The following is a 22971-nucleotide window of genomic DNA, read 5'->3' as shown; positions in this document are numbered from 1 at the left end:
GCGTGAACAGGGCAGACGGCATCACCGCGGCGGTGTTCCACGGGCGGGTCCCGGGTTGCTGCGCGGTAAGGGGTGGGGGAGTGTCGCCTGACGTCGGGGGCTTCGCGGCGCGACGGTCCGGCCGGAGGAAGATAGTTTCCCCGGCAATTTTCCGTCGGCGCGGCGAATCTGGTTTCTGCGTGCCTGGTTTCCTCCTGCGGCGGTCGGGAAAAGTGGATGCTCGGCGACCGGATCAGGCCAGGTTCATCGTGCGACGGTGGCGCCGGGGCGCGCTTCTTTCACATTGCTCCCGACGTTTTCGCAGCATGCGGCCGGTTTAGTTCGCGTATAGCGGACGATTTGACGCGTCGGATCCCTATTGGTCGATCTCACCGCGTTGACCCGCTGTGTCCACCCGTCGGCCCAAGACGGCAATATGGCGACTAACTGTCGTCGGCACGATGGCTAGCGTGGGTGGCGGCGCTGCCCGAGGCGCCGCCCGGGCGTCGTCCTGCGGGACCGCCCGCGCCCGGGACCCCGGCAAGAGAGGAAGCCGCCGTGTCTGTCGAGGGATTCTGGAAGGTGGCCGTGGCCACCCCGTTCGGCGTCCGCCGCACCGAGTTGGAGCTGTTCAGCAAGGACGGTGTCCTGCAGGGCATCTCCCGCGGCGAGAAGGAGACGCTCACCCTGAACGATCTCACGCTGGAGGGCAACCGGCTGTCCTGGTACCAGTCGATCAAGAAGCCGATGCGGATGGACCTGGCCTTCGACGTGACGATCGACGGTGACGAGATGACCGGCACCGCCAAGGGCGGACCGATGCCGGCGGCGAAGGTCAGCGGCCACCGCGAGCCAGCCGCCCAGCCCGCCTGAGCGCACCGCCCGCGCGCCGGCCGCCCCCGCCGCAGCGGCGGGGGCGGCCGACCGTCGATCTCCGTCCTTCGGCCGCACCATCCAACCCGGATATGTATTGACTTAAGTGCATTTATCCACAATGGTCATGGGAACTCGACGCGGGAGCAGCCATGACCGACTTGCCAGAGGGCACCGAGCACCACCGTTACCTGATCATTGGCGCCGGCCCGGCCGGCCTTCAGCTGAGCTACTACCTCCAGCAGGCCGGCAGCGACTACCTGACGCTGGAACGCGCGGCCGAACCCGGCGAGTTCTTCCGCCGGTTCCCCCGCCACCGCAAGCTGATCTCCCTGAACAAGGTGCACACCACCAGCACCGACCCCGAGATCCGGCTGCGCTGGGACTGGAACTCGCTGCTGCACACCCCGGCCGACCTGCCGTTCGCCGACTACAGTCGCGAATACTTCCCCTCCGCCGACGACATGGTCCGCTACCTCGGCGACTTCGCCCGCCACCACGGGCTCGCCGTCCGCTACGACACGACCGTCGAGCTGGTCACCAAGACCGACGACGGTTTCCTCGTGCGCGCCGGCGGTCGGCTGCTGCACGCCGACTGCGTGGTGTGGGCCGCCGGCTGGGGCCGGCCCAACGTCCCCGACGTACGCGGCATCGAGCACGCGATCGGCTACGAGGACATGTCCACCGACCCGGCCGACTACGCCGACCAGCGGGTGCTCATCCTCGGCAAGGGCAACTCGGCGTTCGAGACCGCCTCGGCGATCCTCGGGCACGCCGCCATGATCCACCTGGCCAGCCCGCGCCCCCTGCGGCTGGCCTGGAACACCAAGCACCCCGGCGACGTACGCGGCCACCACGGCGCGGTCCTGGACAGCTACCAGTTCAAGACCCTGCACTCCGTGCTCGACTGCGTCATCGACGAGATCCGCCCGGTGGGCGACAAGTACGAGGTGCACCTGACCTACACCCACGCCGACGGCGAGACGGCCGTGATGGAGTACGAGACGGTGCTGCGCTGCACCGGCTTCGCCATGGACACCTCGGTCTTCGCCGACAACTGCCGCCCCGGCATGGTGCCCAGCGGGCGGCTGCCCGCCACCCGGCCCGACTGGCAGTCGGTCGACGTCGACGGGCTCTACTTCGCCGGCACGCTCGCCCAGGACCGCGACTTCAAGAAGGCGTCGTCCGCGTTCATCGACGGCTTCCGCTACAACCTGCGGACGCTCACCGCCCTGCTGCGCGAGCGGTACGAGGGCGCGCCGCTGGCGTACGAGAAGGTGGCGGCGGACGCCGAGGCGCTCACCGAGGCGGTGCTGGACCGGGTCAACTGGAGCTCGGCGCTGTGGACGCAGTTCGAGTTCCTCTGCGACGTCCTCGTCGTCGACGCGGCCGCCGGGGTGGTGCGCCACTACCACGACCTGCCCGAGGACCACGCGGTCGCCCGGTTCGGCGGCGAGAGCCACTACTACACGTTCTCGCTGCGCTGGGGCCGCGACGAGTACGGCGACGTGTTCGCCATCGAGCGGCACCCGCAGCCGGACCGGGCCGCCGAGAGCGCCTTCATCCACCCGGTGGTGCGCCGCTACCGGGGCGGGGAACTGGTCGAGGAGCTGCACCTGCTGGAGGACCTGCTGGCCGAGTGGCGCCGGCAGGACCGGCACGTGCAGCCCCTGCGCGAGTTCTTCACCGCGGACCTGGGGCGCTGACGCCTACCGCAGGACCATGACCTCCGACAGCGACTTGCGGGTCAGCTCCGGCACGGTGACCCCCTCGGCCGGGTAGCCGACCGGCATCACCAGGCAGGCGCGCTCCTCGGCCGGGCGGTCGCAGATCTCGTTGAGGAACCGCATCGGGCTCGGCGTGTGGGTGAGCGTGGCCAGCCCGGACAGGTGCAGGGCGGTGATCAGCACGCCGACGGCGATGCCGACCGACTCCTTGACGTAGTAGGGCTTCGGGGTCTGCGGCCCCTGGTGGACCTCGAACACCACGATGACCACCGGCGCGGTCTCCAGGAACGGCTTCTGCCAGTCGGTGCCCATCGGGGCCACCGCGTCGAGCCACTCCCGGGAGGCGCGGCGGGTGTAGAACTCGATCTCCTCGGCCTCGGCGGCCTCGCGCAGCCGCCGCCTGCGGTCGGCGTCGGTCACCACTACGAATCGCCAGGGTTGCAGGTTGGCGCCGCTGGGGGCGGTCGCGGCGGCCCGGACGGCCTCCTCGACGACCTCCAGCGGCACCGGCTCGTCGGAGAAGTGCCGCACCGACCGGCGGGCCGCCATCCGGTCGGCGAACGCCCGGGCGGTGCGGTTCATCAGCGTGGGTTCCAGCCGTTGCAGGTGGAACGGGACGGTCGCGATCTGGTCCATGAACGGCCTCCATCAGCAGGTCGGGCCCTTCCAGCATCACCCACGCCACCCGCCGTCGGTTGTGCGCGATTGCCCAGATTCGCGGGGTCCGGCCGGGGGGACGGGTGGCCCGCCGGCCGGCGGCAGGTCAGCCCGCCGTCCACTCCGCCAGCCGGTCGACGACGTCGGCGAGCGTCCCGCCGGCGTGCACGACCGCCCGTTGCCGCCGCGCCCCGGTGCCGTCGGCGGCGAGCTGCTCCAGCCACCGCGCGACGGGGTCGTGGTCGCCGTGGGCGCGCAGCGCCGGCTCCACCGTGGCCAGCAGCTCGCGGGCCAGCTCGGCCGCCGGCCGGAGCCGGCCCGTGCGCGGGTCCACGCCCGCGCCGTCCAGGCCGTCGCGGGCGGCCCGCCAGTAGGCCACCCGCAGCAGCTCCCCGGCGACGTGCGGGGCGGGCTCGCCGGCGTCCACCGCCGCCGACAGGTGCGCCACGAGCGCCCGCACCAGCGCCGCGTAGCGCGCCGCGTCCTCGGCGGTGAGGGCCGAGTCGGCCACCCGGACCTCCAGCGTCGGGTGCCGTTCCGAGGGGCGCACGTCCCAGAAGATGGTGGCCCGGTCGACGAGGGCACCGGCGTCCAACAGCCGCCCCACCACCTCGTCGTAGTGCTCCGCCGAGTCGAACACCGGCGGGGGACCGGCCACCGGCCACCGGCCCCAGACCGTGGTGCGCCAGCTCGCGTAGCCGGAGTCGCGGTCGTCCCAGTACGGCGAGTTCGCGGTGAGGGTCAGCAGCAGCGGAAGATAGGGCCGCAGGTGGTTGCCGACCAGCACGGCCCGCTGCCGGTCCGGCATCTCCACGTGCACGTGCAGCGCGCACAGCGCCAGCTCGTCGTGCAGCCCCCGGAAGGTCTCGGTGCCCCGGGTCTGGCGCGGGCCGACGGTCATCGGCGGCGGCACCGCCCCGGCGACGGGGGCCGTGCCGGCGGCCACCACCCGCAGCCCCGCCGCCCGGGCGCAGTCCGCGACGACCTTGCGGGCCTCGCCGAGCTGGTCGGTCAGCTCGCCGAGGGTGCCGCAGGCGTGGGTCCTGGTCTCCAGTTGCAGGGTGGTGATCTCCCCGGACACCCGCTCCCCGAGCGACGCCGACGCCGCAGCGACGACCTCGGCGGCCCGGGGCACCGGGGCCCGGGTGGCGGCGTCGACGACGAGGAACTCCTCCTCCACCCCGAAACGGGGCGGGGCCGGGGACCGGCGCGTGCTGCGGCTCATGACACACCATTATGGACGGTGTGCGGGCCCGTGGACAGCAGCGACGCGCCTCACAGGCGCGCGGGCACGCCCCGGGCCGCGGGCGTCGGGCCCCGCCGCTGCCGGGTGAGCACCCCGGCGACGGTCGCGGCGAGCAGGGCGGCCCGGTCGGGCATCTGGCTGACGTCCACCCACTCGCTGCGGGCGTGCGACCCGCCGCCCACCCCGCCCAGGCCGTCGAGGGTGGCCACGCCCAGCGACCCGGTGAAGTTCGCGTCGGAGGCGCCGGCGGCGTGCGCGGCCTCCAGCGGCGGCAGGCCCAGCTCGCGTCCCGCCCGGCGGGCGACCTCCAGCAGCGGCATCGCCACCGCCTCCTGCAGCGGGTAGCGGTTGATCCCGCCGCCCACCACGAGCGCGGCCTCGGCCAGCTGCGGGGTCAGCGCGTGCATCTGCCGGTCCACCCGGTCGAGCTCCTCCCGGGTCCAGGCGCGCACGTCGACGCAGAACGTCGCCGACTCGGGCACCTGGTTGCTGATGCTGCCGGCGCTGAGCACCGTCGGTGTGACGCTGGTGCCCTCGGCGGCGAACGCGCGTACGGCGAGGACCTGGTGGGCCAGCTCGACGGCCGCGTTCACCCCCCGGTGCGGTTCCACGCCCGCGTGCGCGGCCCGGCCGCGGACGGTGATCTCGTACCGCGAACCGCCCTTGCGGGCGACCTTGAGCGCGCCCGTCTCGGTGGACGGCTCGCCCACCAGCACGGCCCGCGACCGGCGGGCCTGCTGCTCGATCAGCGGCCGGGACGTCGGCGACCCGCTCTCCTCGTCGCAGGTCAGCAGCACCCCCACCCGGGAGGGGTCGGGCAGCAGGGACAGGGCGGTGACCAGCTGCACGATGCCGGACTTCATGTCGCACACCCCGGGCCCGGTGGCGATGTGCTCGGCGAGCGCGAAGGGCCAGTCCCGCGTGGTGCCCTCCGGCCACACCGTGTCGTAGTGCCCCAGCAGCAGCACCCGCTGGTCCTCGGCCTGCCAGAGCAGGTGCGGCAGCCCGTCGCGGGTGACCCGCACGGCGGGCCGGCCCAGCAGCGGACTGATCCAGCTCTCCAGCAGGTCGGCGCAGGCATGCAGGCGCCGCACGGCCCCGGGCGGGGATTCGGCGTGTACGAGTTGGCGAAGTCGGTCCACCATGGTCCCGGACTGCGCCCGGGCCCCCTGCCGTATGTGCGTCGTGTCGACCATGGTGCCGATCGTGGCAGCGGCTGCTGTGCAGCGGCAATACGCATCCGTGCCCTGCTCGTCGCCCTCCGTGTCGGCGCAGGTGCCGGCCCCGCGGACGGCATTCTCGAAGAGATCGCGGCCGGTGGGCGCCGGGCGCAGTGGGCACGGTCGAAGAAGCGGACCGGCGGCGGGGCCGGCACCATGCGCAGCAGGACCGCGTCGCCGCCGGCCGCGGCCTGTCACGCCGAGGAGAGACACGTGGCACACATCGATCTGGGTCTGGACGAGACGCAGTACCCGGGCATCAGCGGGCTGATGCGTTACCGGCCGGAGACCGCCGTGGCGCTCAACGCCCTGGCCGAGGCGTTGCTGCACGCCCCGCACCCCACCCTCAGCGCCGGCGAGCGGGAGCTGATCGCCGCGTACGTCTCCGGGCTCAACGAGTGCACGTTCTGCTGCTCGTCGCACTCGGCGTTCGCCGCCGCCCAGCTCGACGGCGGCATGCCGCTGGTGACCCAGGTCCGGGCCGACCCGGACACGGCGGAGGTCTCCGCGAAGCTGCGCGGCCTGCTGCGGATCGCCGCCGCCGTCCAGGCGGGCGGCCGCACCGTGAGCGCCGCCCTGGTCGACGCGGCCCGCGCCGAGGGCGCGACCGACCTGGAGATCCACGACACGGTGCTGATCGCGGCCGCGTTCTGCATGTTCAACCGCTACGTCGACGGGCTCGGCACCCGGCTGCCGGAGGACCCGTCGGCCTACACCGAGACCGCGCAGCGGATCAAGGTCGGCGGGTACGTCGGCTAGGCCCGAGCGGCCCCGGCCCGGCGGGCGCGGCCCCGCGCCCGCCGGCACGACCCGCGTCCTAACCGTTGTACGGCATGGTGGGGAACCAGCCGTAGCCGAACATGGCGGGCAGCCGCACGTCCCAGTAGACGACCATGAACACGCCCAGCGCGATCAGCAGCGCCCCGGTGACCGCGGCGGTGCGGGCGGGGCTGGCGGCGAGCCACTGCACGAACCGGCCCCGGGTGACCACGATGACCAGCGCGAACAGGGCGGCGACGATGGCGATGTTGCCCAGCGACTGGAGCACGAACGCGCCCGCGCCGTAGAGCGGGTTGCCGGTGTCCACCGCCCAGTGGAACAGCTTGTTGAACAGCGGGTACGGCCGGCCGATGAGGAACCCGCCGACGAGCGCGCCGAGCACCACGACCCGGGCGACCGGGCGGTGCGCGAACGGGTCCGGCAGCGTGCCGAGGGCGGCCAGGCCGAGGTAGACGAAGGCGAGGCCGATCACGCCGAAGACGACCATCGACTGGACCAGGCGCACGGGCAGCCCGCCGACGGTGCCGGTGGACAGCTGCGGCAGCCGGTCGCCGAGCAGCACGCCGACGAAGCCGTACGTCGCGGCGACCGCCACCATCCCGACGGTGAGCCAGCCGACCGGCCGCAGCAGGACGCGCAGCCCGGCCCGGGTCGCCCCCGCCCCGCCGGCCTGGCTCATCGGGCCGACGGCGGCGGCCATCGCGATGTTGCACGCCGTGAACGTGCCGGCCAGGCCGGAGACGAAGGCGAAGACCAGGCCCGCGACGGTGCCACCGATGGCGGTGCTCTTCGCGTCGTGGCCCAGCAGGGTGTTGGCGACGTTGTCGCCGATCACGTGGTCGACGAACTCGTACGACCACAGCACCGCCAGCAGGACTCCCGCCGCGACGCCGCCCAGGACGATCCCGCGCGAGCGCGGGTGGGTGTGCGCGGAGAGGTGGACCGCGCGTCCTCTTTCGGTGACAGCCATGGATGGATTGTGGGGACGGGTGACCCCATCGGCTTCTTCGAGGTTGCCCGATCGCCCCCGCAGGACGGCAACCTCGAACAAGTGTTCGCGCACCCGCATCCTCCATCGTGGACACATGTCGGTCAACCCGCACCAGTGGCGTCGCGTCCGCACCTCCGTGCCCGTCGTCCTCGGGCGGCTGCTCGACCTCGTCGACGACGCCCCGCCCGCCCGGCCCGCCACCGCGCACTGGACGGTGGCGGACACCATGGCGCACCTGTGCGGCGTCGCCGCGATGGGCCTGGCCCTGGTCCGAGGCGGCCCGCCCGACCTGCCGGTGCCCGACCTGCTCGAACTGCGCCGGCGCACCACGGTCGACACGATCTCGGTGATGAACGCCGAGGTGCTGCGGCACTTCACCGAGCGGCGGCTGCCGGTGCTGGCCGACCGGCTGCGCGCCGACGTCGAGGAGGTGCTGCGAGCGGTCGACGAGGCCGGTCCGGAGCACGAGGTGTCCTGGCTCGGCGGGGCCCGGCTGCCGGTCACGGGCCTGCTGGCCCACCTGCTCAACGAGCTGAACCTGCACGCCTGGGACATCGCCCGGGCGATCGGCCGGCGCTGGGTCGTCGATCCCGCCGACGCGGCGCTCTTCGTGGACCTGTTCATGGTGGGCATGACCAGGCGCGGTTACGGCCGGCTGCTGGACCGGGACGGCCCGGTGCGTCCGGGGACCATCTCGGTGAACTTCCGGCACCGCTTCGGCCCCGAGGTGACGATGGCCCTGGCCGATGGCCGGGTGACGGTGGCGCCGACCGAGTCCCGTCCGGACGTCCGGCTCTCCTTCGACCCGGCGGTGTTCACCCTGATGTTGTTCGGCCGGGTGTCCCGGCCGCGCGCGGTCCTCGCCCGCAAGCTGTGGGTGGGCGGCCGCCGGCCCTGGCTGCTGCCGGTCTTCCTGCGTACCATGCGCCTGCCGTCCTGACCTGGGCCGCCGCCCTTGCCGGCCCCCGGGACGGGCGGCCGTGCCGGCGGACGACGGCCGGCCGGCGGCGGGAGGCGCGGGGCGCAACACGGAAGAAGTGCCCGCACGGCGACGGGTGCGACCGTGGGACGGACAAGGTCCACAAGACCGGAGAGCCTTCCCAAGGAGGACTGGTGACTGTAACCGAAACCCCCACGCGCGAGGAGATCCTCAGCCGCGTCGCCAAGGCCGAGCCGGTGCTGCGGGAGCACGTGGCCTGGTCGGAGGAGAACCGCCGGCTGCACGAGGCGACAGTCGAGGCGATGGCCGAGGCGGGCATCTTCCGGATGCGGGTGCCCAAGCGCTACGGCGGCTACGAGTGCGACGGCGCGACGCTGGTCGAGGTCGGCGCGGCCCTGGGCCGCATCGACGCCTCCGTGGCCTGGGTCGCGATGGTGAACTGGATCCCCACCTACCTGGTCTGCATGTTCCCCGACCAGGTGCAGGACGAGGTCTTCTCGACCCCCGACGTGCGGGTCTGTGGGACCAACGCCCCCAAGGGCACGATGGTGCCGGTCGAGGGCGGCTACATCCTCAACGGCCGGTGGCCCTTCGTCAGCGGGGCGCACCACGCGCACTGGATGGAGGCGGCGGCCGTGATCCTGCGCGACGGCGCCGAGCCGGAGCCGGTCATGACCATGGTGCCGATGTCCGACATGGAGCTCGTCGACGACTGGCACACCACCGGGCTGCGCGGCTCGGGCAGCATCACGACGGTGGCCACGAACGTCTTCCTGCCCGCCGAGCGGGTCATCCCGCTGGGCGCGGCGCTCGCCCCGAACACGCTGTCGGAGACCAACCGGAACATCCCGATCTATTCCACCCCGGCCACGCTGGTCGCCGCGGTCTCCGGGGTCGGCATGCTGGTCGGGATCGCCAAGGCGGCGTGGGACACCTTCTTCGACCGGCTGCCGGACCGGAAGATCATCTACACCGACTACCCGAGCCAGGCCGAGGCCCCGCTGACCCACCTGCGGGTCGGGGCCGCCGCCCACAAGATCGACCAGGCCATGTTCCACGCCCGGCGGATCGCCGAGGTCGTCGACCACAAGGCGTTCAGCGGCGAGGCGTGGACCGTCGAGGAGCGGGTCCGGGTGCGCGCCGACCAGGGCGAGGCGGCCCGCCTGGCCAAGGAGGTCGCCGACACCTTCCAGATGGCCAGCGGCGGCACCTCCATCTACAGCGACGTCCCGATCCAGCGCATCGTGCGGGACATCACCTCGGCCGCGCTGCACGGCCTCGTCGTCCCCGACGTCAACACCGAGCTGTACGGCCGGGTGCTGTGCGGGCTGGAGCCCAACACCCTCTACATGTGACGCCCGACCACCGCGCCGGCGCTCCCACCACCGCCGCTGGGAGCGCCGGCGCGGCGCGGCGTCAGCGCACGGCGGTGGGGGAGGGCGTCGCGGTGCCGCCCCGGGGCGCCTGCGGGGTCATCAGCCGGACGATCTCCGCCTGGTCGGCCGCCGAGGGCAGGCCCCAGTCGGGACGGTAGCCGTACACCTCGCGCAGCGGCGTGGCGGAGGTGCGCCCGTCGAGGATCTCCACCGAGTCCGCGTCGATCAGCCCCGGGTGCTCCACCCCGCACGCCTCGGCGACCTTTACCAGGTCCCGGCGCAGGGTCCGCAGGTAGTTCGCCGCCCGCACCGATTTGCGCGCCGGGTCCAGGCCCCGGGCCAGCCACGGGTGCTGTGTCGCCACCCCGGTCGGGCAGGTGTCGGTGTGGCACTTCTGGGCCTGGATGCAGCCGATCGCCAGCATCGCCTCCCGGCCCACGTTGACCATGTCGCAGCCGAGGGCGAACGCCACCACGGCGTTGTCGGGCAGGCCCAGCTTGCCGGCGCCGACGAACACCACCTGCTCGTGCAGCCCCCGTTCGGCGAAGACCTTGTAGACCCGGGAGAAGCCCTGCTGGAACGGCAGCGACACCGAGTCCGTGAAGATCAGCGGTGCCGCGCCGGTGCCGCCCTCGCCGCCGTCGACGGTGACGAAGTCGACCCCCCGGCCGGTGTCGCGCATCAGGGTGGCCAGCTCCGCCCAGAAGCCGAGGTCACCGACGGCGGACTTGATCCCCACCGGCAGACCGGTCTCGGCGGCCAGCAGCTCCACCCAGTCCAGCAGACTGTCGCAGTCGGCGAACTCGGCGTGCCGGGACGGGCTGACGCAGTCGCGCCCCTGCGGGACGCCCCGGGTCGCGGCGATCTCCGCCGACACCTTCGCCCCCGGCAGCAGCCCGCCCAGGCTCGGCTTCGCGCCCTGGCTCAGCTTCACCTCCAGCGCCCGCACCGGCGCGCCGGCGACCAGATCCTTCAGCCGGGCCAGGTCGAACCGGCCGCGCTCGTCGCGGCAGCCGAAGTATGCGGTGCCGAGCTGGAACACCAGCTCCCCGCCGCGCCGGTGGTACGGCGACAGGCCGCCCTCGCCGGTGTTGTGCAGGCAGCCGGCCAGGGCCGCGCCCCGGTTGAGCGCCGCCACGGCGTTGCCCGACAGCGAGCCGAAGCTCATCCCGGAGATGTTGACCACCGACTCCGGCCGGAACGCCCGCGCCCGCCCCCGGGCCGCCCCGAGCACCTTCGCGCACGGCAGCCGCACGTCCTGCCCGGCGGCCGGCGCCGACGGCGGCACGGCCCGGCCGAACGTGCGGTGCTTGATGATCGGATAGCCGGCCGTGTACTCGATGTCGTTGTCCGTGCCGAACCCGAAGTAGTTGTTCTCCTGCTTCGCCGACGCGTACACCCAGCGCCGCTGGTCGCGGGTGAACGGCCGCTCCTCGTTGTTGCCGGCCACGATGTACTGCCGCAGCTCGGGGCCCAGCGACTCCAGCAGGTAGCGGGCCCGCCCGAGCACGGGGAAGTTGCGCAGCAGGGCGTGGTCGCGTTGCAGGACGTCGCGGGCGGCGAGGGCCGCGACGGCGGCGGTGACGGCGGGTACGGCTCGGCGGGCCCATCTCATGCCGCCAGTCTCCCCGCACCCGCCGGCCGCCGCACGGTTCGTCCGCGCCCCGCCGTGTGCTGCACCTGCAATGAGAAAGGCCCGTGTCGGCTTGCTGATGCCATGCATAACCCGCAGGTTTCCCCGCAGGCGCGGCACGGTAGGGTGTCGGCGTGGCGATGTTCCGGATCGGCGAGGCAGCCGAACTGCTCGGCGTCAGCACCGACACGGTGCGACGCTGGGTCGACGCCGGCCGCCTCGCCGCCACCCGCGACGCGCACGGCCACCGGGTGCTCGACGGCGTGGACCTGGCCGCCTTCGTCCGGGCCGCGGCCGCCGCGCCCGAGGAGCACGCCGAGCTGTCCTCGGCGCGCAACCGGCTGCGCGGCATCGTCACCGCGGTGGTCAAGGACACCGTCATGGCCCAGGTCGACATCCAGGCCGGGCCGTTCCGGGTCGTGTCGCTGATGAGCCGCGAGGCGGTCGACGACCTGGGCCTCGAGGTCGGCGCGATCGCCGTCGCGGTCATCAAGTCGACGACGGTCGTGGTGGAGCGGCCGTCCGCTGCGAAAGGCAGGACCGGCACGTGACCGGAACGACGACCCGCACCGCCCTCGCCGGGGCGTTCGCCCTGGCCCTCGCCCTCGCCGGTTGCGCCGGCGGGTCCGACCGGCCGGCGCCGGGGGAGAGCGGCGCCGAGGTGCGCGGCCCGGTCACCGTCCTCGCCGCGGCGTCGCTGACGGAGTCGTTCCACCGGCTCGGCGACGAGTTCGAGGCCGCCCACCCGGGCACCACCGTCACCTTCAGCTTCGCCGGCAGCTCGGCCCTCGCCACCCAGGTCAACCAGGGCGCCCCCGCCGACGTGTTCGCCGCCGCGTCCCCGGCCACCATGCGCCCGGTCACCGACGCCGGCAACGCCGCCGGCGAGCCGGCCACCTTCGCCCGCAACCAGCTGGTCATCGCCGTGCCGAAGGGCAACCCGAAGGGCGTCGGCGCGCTGGCCGACCTGACCCGGCCCGGGGTGAAGGTGGCGCTCTGCGCCGAGCAGGTGCCCTGCGGCGCGGCGGCCCGCACCGCCCTGGACGCCGCCGGCGTGGCGCTCACCCCGGTCACCCTCGAATCCGACGTCAAGGGCGCGCTGGCCAAGGTGCGCCTCGGCGAGGTCGACGCCGCGCTGGTCTACCGCACCGACGCCACCGCCGCCGCGTCCCAGGTGGACGCCGTGGAGTTTCCCGAGTCGGCCCGGGCCGTCAACGACTACCCGATCGTCGTGCTGCGCCAGGCCGGCAACCCGACGGCCGCGCGGGCCTTCGTCGCGTACGTGCTGTCCGACCGGGGCCGGGCCGCGTTGACCGCCGCCGGGTTCCAGCCGCCCCGGGCCTGACCGCCGGTGGTACGCCCACCCGGCCCGGCCCCGCGCCGCCGCGTCCCCGGCCGGCGGGTGCCCGTCGCCCTGTTCGTTCCCGCCGGCCTCGGGCTGGCCTTCCTGGTGCTGCCCCTGACCGGGCTGCTCGCCCGTGCACCCTGGGCCACCCTGCCGCAGCGGCTCGCCGCGCCGGGGGTGCTCACCGCGCTGCGGCTGTCCCTGCTGACCGCCACCGGAGCGACGCTGCTCTGCCTCGCCCTCGGCGTACCCCTGGCCTGGGTGTTGGCGCGGGTGCGGTTCCCCGGCCGGCGGCTGGTGCGGGCGCTGGTCACGGTGCCGTTGGTGTTGCCGCCGGTGGTCGGCGGCGTGGCCCTCCTGCTGGTCTTCGGCCGGCGGGGGCTGCTCGGCGGCTGGCTCGACGCGACCTTCGGCGTCACCCTGCCGTTCACCACCGCCGGGGTGGTCCTCGCCGAGGCGTTCGTGGCCATGCCGTTCCTGGTCATCGCCGTCGAGGGCGCCCTGCGCGCCGCCGACAGCCGGTACGAGGAGGCGGCCGCCACCCTGGGCGCGGGCCGGTGGACGACGTTCACCCACGTCACGCTGCCGCTGGTCGCCCCCGGCGTGGCGGCCGGCGCGGTGCTGTGCTGGGCCCGCGCCCTCGGCGAGTTCGGCGCGACCATCACCTTCGCCGGCAACTTTCCCGGCCGCACCCAGACCATGCCGCTGGCCGTCTACCTGGCCCTGGAGACCGACCTGGAGGCCGCGATCGTGCTGAGCCTGGTGCTGCTCACCGTCTCCGTGGCGATCCTCGCCGGCCTGCGCGACCGCTGGGTCACCGGCCCGTGACCGCCGCCGGGCCGCGCCGCCGGGCGGCCGGGACCCCGCTGCTCGACGCCCACCTCGTCGCCGACCGGGGCGGATTCCACCTCGACGTGGCGCTGCGGGTGCGGGCGGGGGAGGTGGTCGCGCTGCTCGGGCCCAACGGCGCGGGCAAGACCACCGCGCTGCGCGCCCTGGCCGGCCTGCACCCGCTGGCGGCCGGGCACCTCACCCTCGACGGGGTCGACCTCGACCGCCCCGACGGGCGGGTGTGGGTCCCGCCGGAGCGCCGCCCGGTCGGCGTCGTCTTCCAGGACTACCTGCTCTTTCCGCACCTGAGCGCCCGCGACAACGTCGCCTTCGGTCCCCGCCGGCGCGGCGCGGACCGGCGCGCCGCCCGCGCCCGCGCCGACGCCTGGCTGGACCGGGTCGGCCTCGCCGGCTACGCCCGCCGCCGTCCCCGGGAGCTCTCCGGCGGCCAGGCCCAGCGGGTGGCGCTGGCCCGGGCCCTCGCCGTGGAGCCGACCCTGCTGCTGCTCGACGAGCCGCTCGCCGCCCTCGACGCCCGCACCCGGGTGGACACCCGCGCCGATCTGCACCGCCATCTCGGCGCGCACCCCGGCGCGACCGTGCTGGTCACCCACGACCCCCTCGACGCGCTGGTGCTGGCCGACCGGCTGGTCATCGTGGAGGGCGGCCGGGTGGTCCAGGAGGGGGACGCGGCCGCCGTCACCGCCCGCCCTCGCACCGACTACGTCGCCCGCCTGGTCGGGCTGAACCTGCACCGGGGCCACGCCGACGGCCACCAGGTGCGCGTCGGGGCGCTGACCCTGACCGCCGTCGACCGCGTCGTCGGGGAGGCGTTCGTCGCGTTCCCGCCCGCCGCCGTGGCCCTGCACCCGGCCCGGCCCGACGGCAGCCCTCGCAACACCTGGCCCGCCACGGTGGCCGGGGTGCAACGGCACGGGGACCACCTGCGGGTCGAGTTGGACGGCCCGCTACCGGTCTCCGCCGACGTCACCCCGGCGGCCGTCGCCGCGCTGCGGCTGCGCCCCGGCCAGCAGGTGTGGGCGGCGGTGAAGGCCGCCGAGACCCGCGCGTACCCGGCGGGCGGCTGATCCGCACCGGCTCAGGTGGTCGACGCCTCCGGCCCGGTCGGCACGCGGCCGGCGCGGGGACGCGGGGCGTGCTCCCGCGCCAGTGACCAGCCGTGGCACCACTGCCGCTCCGGCGTCTCGTCCGCGGCCACCGCGAACGCGGTCAGGGCCGCGACCGCCTCCGGGCACCAGTGCGCGGCCGTCTGCGCGACGATGCGGGACAGCGCCTCCCGCCGCCGGCGGAGCACCTCGTCGACCAGGCCGGCCCCCGTGGCGCTCAGCCGCAGCCGCACCACCCGGCGGTCGCTGGCCGAGCGGGTCCGCTGGACCAGCCCTTTGGCGGCCAGCCGGTCGCACATCCGGGTGCCCGCGGAGGGGGCGACGCCGAGCTCGGCGGCGATCTCCGCCGCGCGTTGGGGCCCTCGCGCGGCCAGGACGACCAGCGTGCGGAACTGGGACAGGGTGACCTCCGGGCCGATCCCGGCCAGCGACCGGGTGGTCAGTCCGACGAGGGCCCCGCTGGCGGCCAGGAGTGCCGCCACCGCCTTGTCCTCGATGCCCGGCGGTGGATCGGCCATGGTGGACCTCCGGCTGCGGTGCGGGCGGCGGGAGTCCATCATGGCAGCAAAAATCCGTTTTGCGCAGCGACAGGCCGGTATGCGCACCCGCCCTGCCGACCCGGGGCGTTGCTGACGGATCAGGGGACCAGCGCAGCCGGGCGGGACGGGTCAGCCGCGGGTGTTCCAGACCAGGGGCGCTTTGCGGATCCATGCGTCGTCCTCGATCGTCTGAACGAGGAACCGGGCGAGGTCGGCGCGGTTGATCCGTGCGCCGGGCCTTTCGGTGCCTGCCTCGGCGGCCCGCACGGGACCACCGGCGGGCTTGTCGGTCAGGGTCACGGCGCGGGCCAGGGTCCAGTCGATGCCGGACGAGGCGTGGATGACCTGGTCGACCCCGGTGTGGTCCTCGAAGCCTGCCTTGATGTTCGACAGTTTGATGAACGCCCTGACCAGCGGGTTGAGCCGGGCCCAGTCGCCGCCCGCGCCCTGCGTGGACGTCAGCACGATGCGGCGGATGCCCTGCTCGCCCATGGCGGTGAGAGTGTGGCGGGCAGCGACGGTCATGAACATCGGCGGGCTGACCGGCTTGGCCCACGGGTTGTCGGAGGCGCGGGCGTTGTTCAGGACGCTGATCACCCCCTCGGTGCCTTCGGCAGCCCGGCGGATGTCGTCGATGTTCGCAGGGGTGCCAGGGATCAGCTCTACGCCGGCCGGTGCCTGCACCTTGTCGGGGTCGCGGACGAGGGCGCGGACGCGGTAGCCGCGCTGAGCCGCGTACGCCAGCACGTGAGCGCCGGTGCGGCCGCTGCCGCCGAGGACGAGGAGGTTGCTCATGGTGATCAGGTGCCTTTCGCTCAGTTCAGGGGTGGATCAGGCGCGCTCGGGGACGGCGCAGCCGTCCGGTCCGCAGACCGGCTCATCGCCGGCGTGGTCGGCGAGGGTGCGGGGATGGCTGTCGTCCCAGGCCTTGCGCAGCAGCTCAAGGAGGCTGTCGCTGTCCTGGGCGCCGGGCACGCCGTAGCGGTCGTCGATGACGATGAACGGCGCGCCGGTCGCCCCCAGGCGCTGGGCGCGGGCCGCGTCGTCGCGGACCTGCTGGCGGTAGCGGCGGTCGGTGAGGGCCTGGCGGGTCTGCTCGCGGTCCAGGCCGAGTTCGTCGGAGAGCCCCAGCAGGTCGTCGGAGGAGAAGACCGGCTCGGCCCTGCCGAAGTAGGTGGTGAAGACCGCGTCCCAGGCCTCGCGGTTCTTGCCCTGGGCGCTGGCGTGGGCGAGGAACTCGTGCGCCAGATCGGTGTTACCCACCTTGTTGTCCAGTACCTGGTACGGGATGAGTCCCTCGCTCTCGGCGAGCTTCTCGATCCGCCGGGTCGAGGTCTCGGCCTGACTGCCGCCCATACCGTGCCGGCGGAGCAGGGCCTCGCGGACGGAGAAGGTGTCCCCCTCGGGGAAGCTGCTGCTGAGCGGGAACGAGTGGTGGACCAGTTCCACCTCGTCCGCGTGCTCGAACCGCTCGATGGCCTTGGTCACCCGGTAGTTCCCCAGGCCGCACCAGGGGCAGGTAACTTCGGCCCAAATGTCCACCTTCATCACTAACCTCCTTTTCTTACGACTTGTTTGTAACGCAACGATAGGCCAGCATGGAAGGCGGTACAAAAGGCACACCGGTGTTCGTGTCGGAGAGGAATGTGCGTCATGGAGACGGTCGACGGAGCAGAGGCGACGGCAGGAGCGGCGGCGATCGGGCCGTGCGCAGCCATCCCTGTCGAGCACATGGACTTCATCCGCCAGACCCTCGACCGCGTCGGCGACAAGTGGAGCCTGTTGATCATCGCGGTCCTGGAGTCCGGGCCGCTGCGCTACACCGACCTGCAACGGCAGGTCCCCGGCATCTCCCAGCGCATGCTCAGCCTGACCCTTCGCCAGCTCAGGCAGGACGGGCTTATCACCCGCACCGCCTACGCCGAGGTCCCTCCGCGCGTCGAGTACACCCTCGCCCCGTTGGGCCGCGGGCTACACGAGATCGTCACCTCGCTGATCGGCTGGGCCGCCGACCACCACGACGAGATCCGGGCCAATCGCGAGCGCGCCGCGACGACCGGATCCTGACCGCTGCGCAGGCGGTCGCGGACGCGATGCGTCTCATCGGCGTTCGCCTGCGCAAGGTCGTCTCCAGTACGGCACCGCTCGCTTCCGGCTCGTACCCCACCTGGTCAAGACGCTCAACGTCGCCACCCCCGAGTCCGCAAGCCGGGGTCGACCTGGATCGAACTGCCCCGCCCTCCCGACGCGAAGTGGGGTCGGCCGGCCACGTCCGCATCGGCTACGCCCGTGCCTCCACGGGCCGGCAATCCCGGGACACCCGGCTCGACTCACCGCACTGCGCCGGCATCACCCGGATCTTCTCCGAGAAGATCTCCACCCGCGCGGCGACGCGGCCCGAGCTCGACCAGGCCGTCCATCTCGCCCAGGAGCTCCGCGCCTCCGGCGCCGCGGTCACCCTCGTCGGCCACGAGCACAAGCACCTGTGCCGCGGGCTGGAACTGGCCGCCCTCGCCATGCTCGCCATGGCACTACACCTGCGCAGTGACGAGATGCGCCTGCGCGACATCGCCTCGCAGCTCGTCGTCACCAGGGGAAAGAAGAACAACTGTTGACCCCTGGTCGCGCATCCGTTGGCAACGCCTCGACGCGGCCGGGCGGGTCGGCCGTCGCCGGCCCGCCCGGCCGGGTCCGTCAGGGCCGCCGGAACGACTGCCGGACCACTCCGCCGACGATCGCGCACCACGTGCCCGTGCCGACCTTGCCGTTGGGCGGCAGGCCGTGCAGCCGCTGCACGTCCTGCACGGCCCGGCGGGTGGCGTGGTCGAACTCGCCGGTCACCGCCACGTCGGCGTAGCCCTTCCAGTTGAGGATGAACTGCACGGCGCTGACCGGCGCGCCGCTGGCGTCCCGGCCCAGCTCGGGGGCGAGGGTCTCCCAGGTGGGCGTGGTGAGGGTGGCGTCCACGTCGACCGGGATGCCGTTGCGGGCCTGCCAGTCCTGCACGGCGGCGACGGTGGCGGCGTCGAACGTGCTGTTGACGGGCACCGCGTAGCCCCGGTGGGTGAGCAGGTACTGCACCACCCGCACCGAGGGGGAGCTGACGAACCGCCACAGGTCCGGCCAGCGCCGGGCCGGCACGTCGCCGAGGCTGGTGCCCAGCTCGCGGGCCACCCGCCTGCGCAGCTCCGGAAACTGCCGGTAGAACGCCGTCCCGGGGCACGCGGTGGTGCGGAAGTCCCAGTGGCCGAAGATGTCGTGGGCGTGCAGGCCGTACTGCCGGCCGATCGTGGCGCAGAGCCTGACCAGCGAGTCCAGCAGCGCCTCCGGCGGGGTCTCGTCGACGTACGTGCCCTCGTTCTCGATGCCGATGGCGCGCCCGTTCTCGCCCGGGCAGTGCGCGGAGACCATCTGCCGGTCGCCGGCGGCCAGCCGTTCGAGGCTGCCGTGCCGGCCCTCCAGCACGTAGCCGCCGCGGCTGACGGTGAAGTGCTGGCCGGTGTCCGACCAGCCGTTGCCGTCCATGTGCAGGTCCTGGCAGTCCCGGGCCAGCTTCACGGCCTGCTCGCGGGAGTAGTCGGTGACGTTCGGGAACGCCATGTGATGCACGATGATCTTGTTGGTGGCGATCTCGCTGACCGAGAGCGGATCGGCCGGCGGCCGGGCGTCCCACTCGTCGCAGCCAATGATCCAGTCGAGGTCCGCACCGGACGCCGCCCGCGCGGAGGCGGGGGTCGCGAGCTGCGTGCCGACGACGGCGACCGTGGCCGCGCCGAGCCCGGCCCGCAGCAGGGTGCGGCGGTCGAGCTCCGGATGGTCGAAGTGCATGGCATCTCCTCTGTGGCCGACGGCGGCGCATGAGTGAAAAGGAGCTCCAGGAGCAACGCGTGATGTGGAGGATATTGCCAACGCGGGTCGCGCGCCAGGGGTCAGTCGCCGCCCCGACGGTCCGGCCCACTTCACCTAGCCTCCTAGGATGCCTTACGCGACGTGCGCCACGTCGCCGCAGCCGACCGACACCGGCGCAACGAAAGCACGCCCGGGGAAGGGGATGCAGCCGTTGCGCCGATGGCCCACTGGACGGCGCCGGTCACAATGAGCGGCGTCGGATTCGGGTGTGGGCGGGCCAGCGGCCCGGGGGAGCGGTGGAGACCGTCGAATGAGCGCCAACAGCTGGCTGGTGTCCGGCTACACCGAGGTCCGTGAGCTGGGCTCGGGTGCGTCGGGTCGGGTGGTGCTGGCCACCCACGACGCGACCGGCACCCCGGTCGCCGTGAAGTACCTCGTCGGTGGCCTCGGCGGTGACCCGTCGTTCCGTGAGTCCTTCCGCGCCGAGGCCCGCCTGCTGGCCGACATCGACGACCCGCACGTTTCCCGCCTCTACGAGTACGTCGAGTCGCCCACCGGGGCGGCGATCGTCATGGAGCTGGTCAACGGCGTCTCGCTGCGGCAGATGCTGCGGGCCAACGGGCCCACCGGGCCGGAGGCGGCGCTCTGCGTCCTCAAGGGTTCGCTCGCCGGCCTGGCGGCCGCGCACGACCGGGGCGTGGTGCACCGCGACTACAAGCCGGAGAACGTGCTGGTCACCGCTCAGGGGGAGAGCAAGCTCGCCGACTTCGGCATCGCCATGCCGATCGGCGGGGAGTCGACCACCATCGTCAGCGGCACGCCCCGCTACATGGCGCCGGAGCAGTGGACCGGCGCGGCGGCGGCCCCGGCCTGCGACATCTACGCCGCGACGGCGACCTTCTTCGAGTGCCTGACGGGCCGTCCCCCGTACGACGGGCGGAGCCTGCTGGCCCTGCGTGACCAGCACGCCAGCGCGCCGGTGCCCACCGATCCGGCCCCGCCGCCGGTGCACGAGCTGCTGCGCCGGGGGATGGCCAAGCGGCCCGACGACCGGCCGCAGCCGGCGCAGGTCTTTCTCGGCTTCCTGGAGCAGATCGCGGGCGGGGCGTACGGGCCGGACTGGGAGGAGCGCGGGGTGCGGGAGCTGGCCCGGCGGGCCGCCCTGCTGGCCGTGTTCTTCCCGTTTCCGGATTCCTCGGGCGGCAGCACGAGCGTGGCCAGCACGGTCCTTGGGTCGGACGCCGGGTTCGGCAGGGGGCGGGAGATCCGCACCGGTCGGCGGATGCGGACGGGGCGGGCGCGTACGGCCCTGGTCGGTGGGGCGTTGGTGGCGGCGGTGCTGGTCGGCGGTGCCGGTTACCGGTACGCCTCGGGTGCGGAGCCCGACGTCGCGGCGCCGGTGGAGGCGAAGGATCCGACCGGGGCGGTGACGCCGGTTTCGGGCGGTGGTTCCGCGTCGGTCGCGCCGGAGGTCACGGTGAGTCCGTCGGGCGGTACCCCGACGCCTGCGCCGACGTCGGCGAGTCCGACGGTGGCGGCCCCGACCACGGGTGCGCCGGCCACGACGCGTCCGCCGTCGTCGACGCCGACGAGCCGGCCCACCCGGACGGCGTCGACGACTCCCAGCCCGAGTGCGAGCACGTCGTCCCCGCCGTCGGATGTCACCGCGCCCTCGGTGGGGTCGCCGAGCACCGGGGTGACGACGTTGGAGCCGGAGAACTGCAAGTACGGGGCTAGGTCGACGTCGGTGACGGTGAGTGTGACCGACGATCGTTCGGAGGCGGGGGAGTTGCGGGTGACGTTCCGGTACACCGTGGGTCGGTTGTCCACGTCGGTGGGCATGGAGTCGGTGGGGAAGGGCGTCTTCCAGGGCACGTTGGGTCCGTTCGCGGCGCCGGAGACGACGGTTCGTATCCCGGTGTCCGTCACGGCGGTCGACGCCGCGGGGAACTCGGCCGGGCCGGTGGGGCCGCTGTATGTGAGCCTGCAGTCGTTCTGCACGCCGGGTTGATCGCGGGTGGGGTCGAGGTTGATGGGGGGCGGCGGTGAGTAGTCCGAACGAGCCGACGGCGGCGTTGCCTGCCGATGGTGCGCCGACGGAGGCGTTTCCGGTTGGGGGCGCGTCGGTGGGGGAGCCGACCGTGGACCTGGGTAGCACCGTGGGTCTGGGGCGGACGGTGGGTGTGGGGCGGACGCAGGTGTCCGGGGCCGGTTCGGAGGCGACGGTGGCGGGGGCGGTGTCGTCTCGTACCGTCGGGGTTTCCACCGAGCCGGTGGCCGCGGCCGGGGGTGAGACGCGGTTTGGTCCGGGGGTGCCGGTGGGGCCGCCGGCGGCCCCGGCGTGGCCGCAGTCGGGCGCGGGGGTGGGGTCGCGGTCGGTGTGGCGTCGGGTGGTTTCCGTGCTGTCCACTCTGCTGACGGTGGTGTTGCTGGTGGCCGTGGGGTTGTTCCTGTGGCAGCGGCTGAGCCCGTTGGAGATCGAGGGGGTCACGGTGGCGGTGGTCGAGCCGGCCGGGACCCGGTGTGACGTGACGGTGGAGGTGGCGGCGACGGTGCGGACGAACGGCAACGCCGGGACGATCCGTTACCAGTGGTTGCGTTCCGGTTCGCCGCCCGGTGCGTTGGTCAGCGAGCGGGTCGGCCGGGGGCAGCGGTCGGTGAGTCTGCCGTTGAAGTGGTCGTTCACGGGTGTGGGCACGGCTCGGGAGACGGCGACGGTCAACATCGTGGAGCCGTCGGTGACGCAGGCGGGTACGGAGGTTCGGTACGCCTGTCGTCGTCGTTGACGGTCGGCCGGGGGTGCCGTTTTCGCGCGGGTGGGTCAGGGTAGAGCGGACGGGTTGTTCGCTGTCCCTGGTGTAAAGGATCTGTGCGATGAGAGACGATTTCGGCGACGCGGTGGGTGACGTGCTGCGTGGGGTGTTGCTTTTCCTGCCCAGGGCCGTGGGTTTCGTGGTGGTCCTGGTGGTCGGGTGGTTGGTCGCCAAGGCTGTGGTGCGGGTGGTGGGCAGGGTGTTGGCGCGGGTCGGGTTCGACCGGGCGGTGGAGCGTGGGGGGATCAAGACGGCGTTGGCGCGGTCGGGGTACGACGCGAGTGAGATCGTGGCGAAGCTGGCGTACTACGGGGTGCTGTTGGTGACGTTGCATGTGGCGTTCGGTTTGTGGGGGCCGAATCCGATCTCGGATCTGATCGCTGCGGTGGTGGCCTGGTTGCCGAGGGCGTTCGTGGCGATCGTGATCGTGGTGGTGGCTGCCGCGATTGCTCGGGCGGTGAAGGACATCATCAGCAGTGCGTTGGGTGGGTTGTCGTACGGGCGGGTGTTGGCGGGCGTGGCGTCGGTGTTCATCGTCGGGTTGGGGGTGATCGCGGCGTTGAATCAGGTGGGCGTGGCGACGGCGGTGACGACGCCGGTGTTGGTGGCGGTGTTGGCGACGGTGGGCGGGATTCTGGTGGTCGGTGTTGGTGGTGGGTTGGTGCGTCCGATGCAGAGTCGGTGGGAGTCGTGGTTGAGCCGGGCGGAGCGGGAGTCGCGGGTGGTGGCGACGCACGCGCGGGCGTATCGGGCGGGGCGGCGGGATGTGGAGGAGCGGTTGGCTGCGGCGGCTGCGCCGGTGGCGGGGGAGGATGTGGATCGGACGCAGGTGGTGCCTCGGGTGGGTGAGGAGTCGGAGCGTACTCAGCCGGTGGGTCCGTATGCGGGGTCGGAGGTGACGCGGCCGGTTCCGCCGTTGGCGCAGCGTGGTGGCGGGCACGAGGCGGTGGTGGGTGACGATGAGGCGACGGTGGTGATTCCTCGGCCGGACGGGGGTGGTGTCGGCCGGTGAGGTGGGGGCTGTTGGCGTCGGCCCGGGGTGGTG

23 protein-coding genes are annotated in these 22971 nt (G+C 73.4%); 14 read left to right on the top strand and 9 right to left on the bottom strand.

The window, feature by feature from the left end:
- The first annotated feature begins 537 nt into the window (after window positions 1–537).
- Together ACVMYR_RS22355 and ACVMYR_RS22350 are read left to right on the top strand one after the other, a co-directional pair.
- Window positions 538–852, top strand: a complete 315-nt coding sequence (locus tag ACVMYR_RS22355) for a hypothetical protein (RefSeq protein ID WP_043969055.1) — start codon at window positions 538–540, stop codon at window positions 850–852.
- 152 nt (window positions 853–1004) lie between these two features.
- Complete coding sequence (locus ACVMYR_RS22350; RefSeq protein ID WP_396728208.1) at window positions 1005–2558, top strand: NAD(P)-binding domain-containing protein; 1554 nt, start codon at window positions 1005–1007, stop codon at window positions 2556–2558.
- Window positions 2559–2561: 3 nt separating this feature from the next.
- Here ACVMYR_RS22350 and ACVMYR_RS22345 read toward each other — a convergent pair whose 3' ends face one another.
- From ACVMYR_RS22345 to ACVMYR_RS22335, 3 genes are all read right to left on the bottom strand, one after another.
- A complete protein-coding gene (locus ACVMYR_RS22345; protein ID WP_176734412.1) occupies window positions 2562–3161 on the bottom strand; it encodes a nitroreductase family protein in 600 nt (199 codons plus the stop codon).
- Between the two features lie 181 nt (window positions 3162–3342).
- Entirely contained in the window at window positions 3343–4461 is a 1119-nt protein-coding gene (locus ACVMYR_RS22340; RefSeq protein WP_457122639.1) for a carboxylate-amine ligase, read from the bottom strand.
- 50 nt (window positions 4462–4511) lie between these two features.
- Window positions 4512–5678 carry a M20/M25/M40 family metallo-hydrolase gene (locus tag ACVMYR_RS22335; protein ID WP_077940254.1) on the bottom strand — a complete coding sequence of 389 codons (1167 nt, stop codon included), beginning with the start codon at window positions 5676–5678 and terminating at the stop codon, window positions 4512–4514.
- A 237-nt stretch (window positions 5679–5915) separates the two neighbouring features.
- Here ACVMYR_RS22335 and ACVMYR_RS22330 point away from each other — a divergent pair, with 237 nt between their 5' ends.
- Window positions 5916–6461, top strand: coding sequence for a carboxymuconolactone decarboxylase family protein (locus ACVMYR_RS22330; RefSeq protein WP_282325921.1), 546 nt, complete (start codon window positions 5916–5918; stop codon window positions 6459–6461).
- Window positions 6462–6519: 58 nt separating this feature from the next.
- Here ACVMYR_RS22330 and ACVMYR_RS22325 read toward each other — a convergent pair whose 3' ends face one another.
- Window positions 6520–7452: a hypothetical protein gene (locus tag ACVMYR_RS22325; RefSeq protein ID WP_077940256.1), complete on the bottom strand. Its 933-nt coding sequence runs from the start codon at window positions 7450–7452 to the stop codon at window positions 6520–6522.
- Window positions 7453–7567: 115 nt separating this feature from the next.
- Between ACVMYR_RS22325 and ACVMYR_RS22320 the strand changes: the two genes are divergently transcribed.
- Together ACVMYR_RS22320 and ACVMYR_RS22315 are read left to right on the top strand one after the other, a co-directional pair.
- Window positions 7568–8413 (top strand): maleylpyruvate isomerase family mycothiol-dependent enzyme, encoded by an 846-nt coding sequence (locus ACVMYR_RS22320; protein WP_457122638.1) that lies wholly within the window; start codon window positions 7568–7570, stop codon window positions 8411–8413.
- A gap of 173 nt (window positions 8414–8586) precedes the next feature.
- The gene (locus tag ACVMYR_RS22315; protein ID WP_077940257.1) at window positions 8587–9768 is read left to right on the top strand and encodes an acyl-CoA dehydrogenase family protein; all 1182 of its coding nucleotides are present in this window, start codon (window positions 8587–8589) and stop codon (window positions 9766–9768) included.
- Between the two features lie 61 nt (window positions 9769–9829).
- On the opposite strand, the gene ACVMYR_RS22310 is transcribed toward ACVMYR_RS22315, so the two are convergent.
- Window positions 9830–11404, bottom strand: coding sequence for a glutamate synthase-related protein (locus tag ACVMYR_RS22310; RefSeq protein WP_457122637.1), 1575 nt, complete (start codon window positions 11402–11404; stop codon window positions 9830–9832).
- Window positions 11405–11556: 152 nt separating this feature from the next.
- On the opposite strand from ACVMYR_RS22310, the gene ACVMYR_RS22305 reads away from it, so the two are divergent.
- Genes ACVMYR_RS22305 through ACVMYR_RS22290 form a run of 4 tightly spaced genes read left to right on the top strand, consistent with a single transcriptional unit; the run spans window position 11557 to window position 14686 of the window.
- Entirely contained in the window at window positions 11557–11973 is a 417-nt protein-coding gene (locus ACVMYR_RS22305) for a TOBE domain-containing protein (RefSeq protein ID WP_091285228.1), read from the top strand.
- On the top strand, window positions 11970–12767 hold the full coding sequence (modA, locus tag ACVMYR_RS22300; RefSeq protein ID WP_457122636.1) for a molybdate ABC transporter substrate-binding protein: 798 nt from the start codon (window positions 11970–11972) through the stop codon (window positions 12765–12767). Before ACVMYR_RS22305 ends, modA begins: the two co-directional genes overlap by 4 nt.
- Before the next feature lie 6 nt (window positions 12768–12773).
- Window positions 12774–13595, top strand: coding sequence for an ABC transporter permease (locus ACVMYR_RS22295; protein ID WP_091285225.1), 822 nt, complete (start codon window positions 12774–12776; stop codon window positions 13593–13595).
- The gene (locus tag ACVMYR_RS22290) at window positions 13592–14686 is read left to right on the top strand and encodes an ABC transporter ATP-binding protein (RefSeq protein WP_457122635.1); all 1095 of its coding nucleotides are present in this window, start codon (window positions 13592–13594) and stop codon (window positions 14684–14686) included. The genes ACVMYR_RS22295 and ACVMYR_RS22290 overlap by 4 nt, the downstream gene beginning before the upstream one ends.
- 11 nt (window positions 14687–14697) lie before the next feature.
- Here the strand turns inward: ACVMYR_RS22290 and ACVMYR_RS22285 are convergent, their stop codons facing one another.
- From ACVMYR_RS22285 to ACVMYR_RS22275, 3 genes are all read right to left on the bottom strand, one after another.
- A complete protein-coding gene (locus ACVMYR_RS22285) occupies window positions 14698–15243 on the bottom strand; it encodes a MarR family winged helix-turn-helix transcriptional regulator (protein ID WP_457122634.1) in 546 nt (181 codons plus the stop codon).
- A 150-nt stretch (window positions 15244–15393) separates the two neighbouring features.
- The gene (locus ACVMYR_RS22280) at window positions 15394–16059 is read right to left on the bottom strand and encodes an NAD(P)-dependent oxidoreductase (RefSeq protein ID WP_457122633.1); all 666 of its coding nucleotides are present in this window, start codon (window positions 16057–16059) and stop codon (window positions 15394–15396) included.
- Between the two features lie 36 nt (window positions 16060–16095).
- Window positions 16096–16812, bottom strand: coding sequence for a DsbA family oxidoreductase (locus tag ACVMYR_RS22275; RefSeq protein WP_457122632.1), 717 nt, complete (start codon window positions 16810–16812; stop codon window positions 16096–16098).
- 105 nt (window positions 16813–16917) lie between these two features.
- Between ACVMYR_RS22275 and ACVMYR_RS22270 the strand changes: the two genes are divergently transcribed.
- Complete coding sequence (locus tag ACVMYR_RS22270; protein WP_457122631.1) at window positions 16918–17331, top strand: winged helix-turn-helix transcriptional regulator; 414 nt, start codon at window positions 16918–16920, stop codon at window positions 17329–17331.
- Window positions 17332–17516: 185 nt separating this feature from the next.
- Window positions 17517–17879: a recombinase family protein gene (locus ACVMYR_RS22265; RefSeq protein WP_457122630.1), complete on the top strand. Its 363-nt coding sequence runs from the start codon at window positions 17517–17519 to the stop codon at window positions 17877–17879.
- 79 nt (window positions 17880–17958) lie between these two features.
- On the opposite strand, the gene ACVMYR_RS22260 is transcribed toward ACVMYR_RS22265, so the two are convergent.
- Window positions 17959–19092 (bottom strand): peptidoglycan recognition protein family protein, encoded by a 1134-nt coding sequence (locus tag ACVMYR_RS22260; protein WP_091285222.1) that lies wholly within the window; start codon window positions 19090–19092, stop codon window positions 17959–17961.
- A 331-nt stretch (window positions 19093–19423) separates the two neighbouring features.
- Between ACVMYR_RS22260 and ACVMYR_RS22255 the strand changes: the two genes are divergently transcribed.
- From ACVMYR_RS22255 to ACVMYR_RS22245, 3 genes are all read left to right on the top strand, one after another.
- A complete protein-coding gene (locus ACVMYR_RS22255; RefSeq protein ID WP_457122629.1) occupies window positions 19424–21124 on the top strand; it encodes a protein kinase domain-containing protein in 1701 nt (566 codons plus the stop codon).
- A gap of 388 nt (window positions 21125–21512) precedes the next feature.
- Window positions 21513–21899: a hypothetical protein gene (locus ACVMYR_RS22250; RefSeq protein ID WP_228986239.1), complete on the top strand. Its 387-nt coding sequence runs from the start codon at window positions 21513–21515 to the stop codon at window positions 21897–21899.
- 88 nt (window positions 21900–21987) lie between these two features.
- On the top strand, window positions 21988–22938 hold the full coding sequence (locus ACVMYR_RS22245) for a mechanosensitive ion channel family protein (protein ID WP_228986240.1): 951 nt from the start codon (window positions 21988–21990) through the stop codon (window positions 22936–22938).
- The last annotated feature ends 33 nt before the right edge of the window (window positions 22939–22971 follow it).

It is taken from the genome of Micromonospora sp. PTRAS2 (genome assembly GCF_054052245.1).
Note: the sequence above shows the minus strand (reverse complement) of the source record. Positions and strands in the feature narration are given on the sequence as shown.